Genomic DNA, 3,168 nt, shown 5'->3' on the forward strand with positions numbered 1-3,168 from the left:
GATGTGGCGAGGTATCCGTTCCCGGCCAAGGTGTTGTGGCCAGAGGAAAGCGCCGTCGCCGCGGCGCGGGTGGAACCGAAGGGCCCGGATTCCCGTTAGACCTTAACCACTACCCGTGAGCGCAACAACCGACAGGTTCTGGGAAACCACCGCTTTGGCCAATATGACCCCCGGGCAGTGGGAATCCCTCTGCGACGGCTGCGCCAAGTGTTGTCTGGAAAAACTCGAGGACCTGGACACCGGGCGTATCCATTACACCAACGTGGCCTGCAAGCTGTTGGACCTGGACACCTGCCGCTGCGGCGACTATGCCGATCGGGCCCGGATCATCCCCAGCTGCATCACCTTGACGCCGGCCGTGCTGGAGCAACCCCGGTGGCTCCCTGCCACCTGTGCCTACCGGCTGGTGGCGGAGAACCGTCCCCTACCCGCTTGGCATCCGCTGCTCACCGGCGACCCCGGAACCGTGCAAAGGGCCGGGGCGTCCGTCCATGGGCGCGTCATCAGCGAGAAAGACGCAGGCCCCTTGATACATCACCTGGTCGATTGGGTCGAATAGCCGGGAGCCTTCATAATCATTGATGCGGTTCGCGCGGCGAGAACCTGCACCGGCCGGCAAGCTCGGAACCACCGCGCTCACCAGCATCCTACGTGCTAGGCGGGAGCTACTTGTCAGCGCATTTCTGCCGCGCAACGTACTCATCGAGAAGCTGCCGTATCATTTTCTGATACTGCATATGATGCTTCTTTGCGGCTTCCTTAAAATAGGCAACGCTTTCCGAGCTCAGCGAGATCGTGACCTTCGTTTGTTCCCTACGGAGTGCCAATTCCTCCGGGGAAGGCAGGAAATCAGGGACCAAACGCACTTCACCGATTGGCCCATCGCTATATTGAATTGGCTTGCTCATAGACCTGCTTACCTTTCCGCCAGTAACCCGCGCCAAAGATGCGAATGCGGTTTTTCCGGTAGGTGAACCTCACCGTGAGAACGCCGGTAAGATTTCGATTCATTGCCGGCCAGTACACCCGCGCCGCGCAAACCGCTACGCTGCTCCGTCAGGTCCCCCCGGCCGGCTCGAATAGCTCGTCCAGATACTGGATCAATTCGCGCAATTGCAGCGCCATGATGGCGAACTCCGCGTCGAATCTGGCCGCCTCATCCTCGACATCCGGCTCCCGGGCCTCGTCGAGCAGGGCCTCGGCAAAGCGCAGACGCCGCAGGGAAAGGTCCTCCTGCAACAGAAATTCCAGTTGCTCCCGCCACTGGAGGGCGAGCTTGACCACCTCCTTGCCGGCGCGCAGGTGAGTAGCGATCTCCTCCGCCCCCAAATCCTGTCCGCTGCAGCGCGCCAAGGCCCGTTCGTCGCGGGCATCGCGCAGCTCGCAGACGTCCCCCAGGGCCAGGCCCTCGGGCATCTCCCCGGTCGCGACCCAACGGGTCATAATGACCGGCGGTGGGTTTCCCGGCCGCGGCGGGCGGACCCGAAACGAGCCCAGGGTGTCCCGCAGCAAGCCGACCAACTCCTCGGCGCCCTTCTCACTGGCGGCATCCACCACCATCCAACCGGCCGTCAGATCCAGATAGGCGTGGATCTGACGCGACCGGGTGAAGGCCCGCGGCAGCATGTCCAGCAAGACCTCCTCGCGCAACTGCCGGCGCTCCCGGCGCCCCACAGTGCGCGCCTCCCGCTCCTCAAGGTCCACCACCCGCTCGTCCAGGGCCTCACTGACCACGGTAGAAGGCAGCAGCCGCTCCTGGCGCCGCGCGCACAGGGCAATACAGCCGTTGCCCGCGTGGCTCAGCGCCTGCGTCTGCTCCCCCAGGGGCGGATGCCAGCCGAGACTGGCGGTCTGCAGCGGGCCGCAGGGATGGAACCGACGCGCTGAGAGCTGCTGCTCAAGGCCGTCCGCATCGATGGCGGACGGTTCTTCCAGGCGGTAGAGACGGACATTCTTGAACACATCGACCCCGATTCGTTTACCAAAGATGCGGGATTATCCGGGCTGCCAGCCCGGATGCAAGGCAATGTCATTAATAGGGTGGGTCGTGCCCACCAATACGGTGCCTCACAACCCTGCTCCCCGGAGAGGAAGGTGTCGCAAAAGCCCCGCTCCCGGTCTCTGGTTCCCACGCAGCGCCTGGGAACGAGAACACTCAGTCTGACTGATGACCATTTGGACCGGCAACTCGGCATTTCGGCATTCAGGTTTTACCCGCTAGCCGGAAGGGCCAACAAAATATCGGTAGTCCCGGGAGCCGACAACATGTCGGCGATCCCAGGGGCCGACAGAATGTCGGCGGTCCCAGGGACCGACAGAATGTCGGCGATCCCAGGGGCCGACAAGATGTCGGCGGTTCCAGGGACCGACAGAATGTCGGTGATCCCAGGGACCGACAAGATGTCGGCGGTCCCAGGGACCGACAGAATGTTGGCGGTCCCAGGGGCCGATAGAATATCGGCGGTCCCAGGCCGGCTGGGACCGCCGTCTTTCAGACGGCTTACAGACCCCATCACCAGCTGGCGGCAATGCTCAGCGCAGACGCCCTCTGGGCCGCACCGGATAACAACGCCGGACCGCCGGCAGGTTTGATTCCCGTGTATACCACCGGCCTGATGCCCTCCGCGGCGCGGAGCAACCAGCTTCCTACGCAGCGCGTGGGAACGAGAAAAACCCCCTGCCGCAAAGGAGTAGGGCGAGGCGTGGAGATCGAGGTCCGAAGCCGCAACCGGGCCTGGCAAGGACTCACCGGAGAGTGTTAAAGACTCACCGGAGAGTCCTGAAGACTCATCGGAGAGTGTTAAAGACTCACCGGAGAGTCCTGAAGACTCATCGGAGAGTGTTAAAGACTCACGGGAGAGTCTTGAGAACTCATCGGAGAGTGTTGAAGACTCACCGGAGAGTCTTGAAGACTCAATGGAGTGTCTTGAACCCTTACCGGAGAGCCCTGTAGGTCGGGTCAGGCCAAGCCCCGTCCCGACACAGGAGGGAGCCTGGCCGCCACCCGCCGGAGATGGCTGGCATCCCTGCGGATGGCGCAAGCTTATCCGCCCTACGCGGGCTCCCCGCTAGCCGGAAGGGCCAACGAAATATGGCTCGTTCCCACGCTCCAGCGTGGGAATGCCGTTGTGGCCGCTCCAGCGGCCAAGGTTTCATGACGCTGGAGCG

Annotated in this window: 5 protein-coding genes; 2 read left to right on the forward strand and 3 right to left on the reverse strand. The window is 63.1% G+C overall.

Translation table 11 applies throughout. From position 1 onward, the window contains the following. Positions 1-115: 115 nt before the first annotated feature. Positions 116-559: a YcgN family cysteine cluster protein gene (locus BQ17_RS15110; protein WP_089728444.1), complete on the forward strand. Its 444-nt coding sequence runs from the start codon at positions 116-118 to the stop codon at positions 557-559. 106 nt (positions 560-665) lie between these two features. On the opposite strand, the gene BQ17_RS15115 is transcribed toward BQ17_RS15110, so the two are convergent. From BQ17_RS15115 to BQ17_RS15125, 3 genes are all read right to left on the reverse strand, one after another. Further along, entirely contained in the window at positions 666-908 is a 243-nt protein-coding gene (locus tag BQ17_RS15115) for a BrnA antitoxin family protein (protein WP_089728445.1), read from the reverse strand. Positions 909-1,056: 148 nt separating this feature from the next. Further along, positions 1,057-1,962, reverse strand: a complete 906-nt coding sequence (locus BQ17_RS15120; RefSeq protein ID WP_089728447.1) for a recombination-associated protein RdgC — start codon at positions 1,960-1,962, stop codon at positions 1,057-1,059. 248 nt (positions 1,963-2,210) lie between these two features. Next, positions 2,211-2,513 carry a hypothetical protein gene (locus tag BQ17_RS15125; RefSeq protein WP_089728449.1) on the reverse strand — a complete coding sequence of 101 codons (303 nt, stop codon included), beginning with the start codon at positions 2,511-2,513 and terminating at the stop codon, positions 2,211-2,213. A gap of 15 nt (positions 2,514-2,528) precedes the next feature. Here BQ17_RS15125 and BQ17_RS20925 point away from each other — a divergent pair, with 15 nt between their 5' ends. Further along, complete coding sequence (locus BQ17_RS20925; RefSeq protein ID WP_141699310.1) at positions 2,529-2,762, forward strand: hypothetical protein; 234 nt, start codon at positions 2,529-2,531, stop codon at positions 2,760-2,762. Positions 2,763-3,168: the final 406 nt, after the last annotated feature.

Origin of the sequence: Candidatus Thiosymbion oneisti (assembly GCF_900092655.1) — a bacterium.
Lineage (GTDB): Bacteria > Pseudomonadota > Gammaproteobacteria > Chromatiales > Chromatiaceae > Thiosymbion > Thiosymbion oneisti.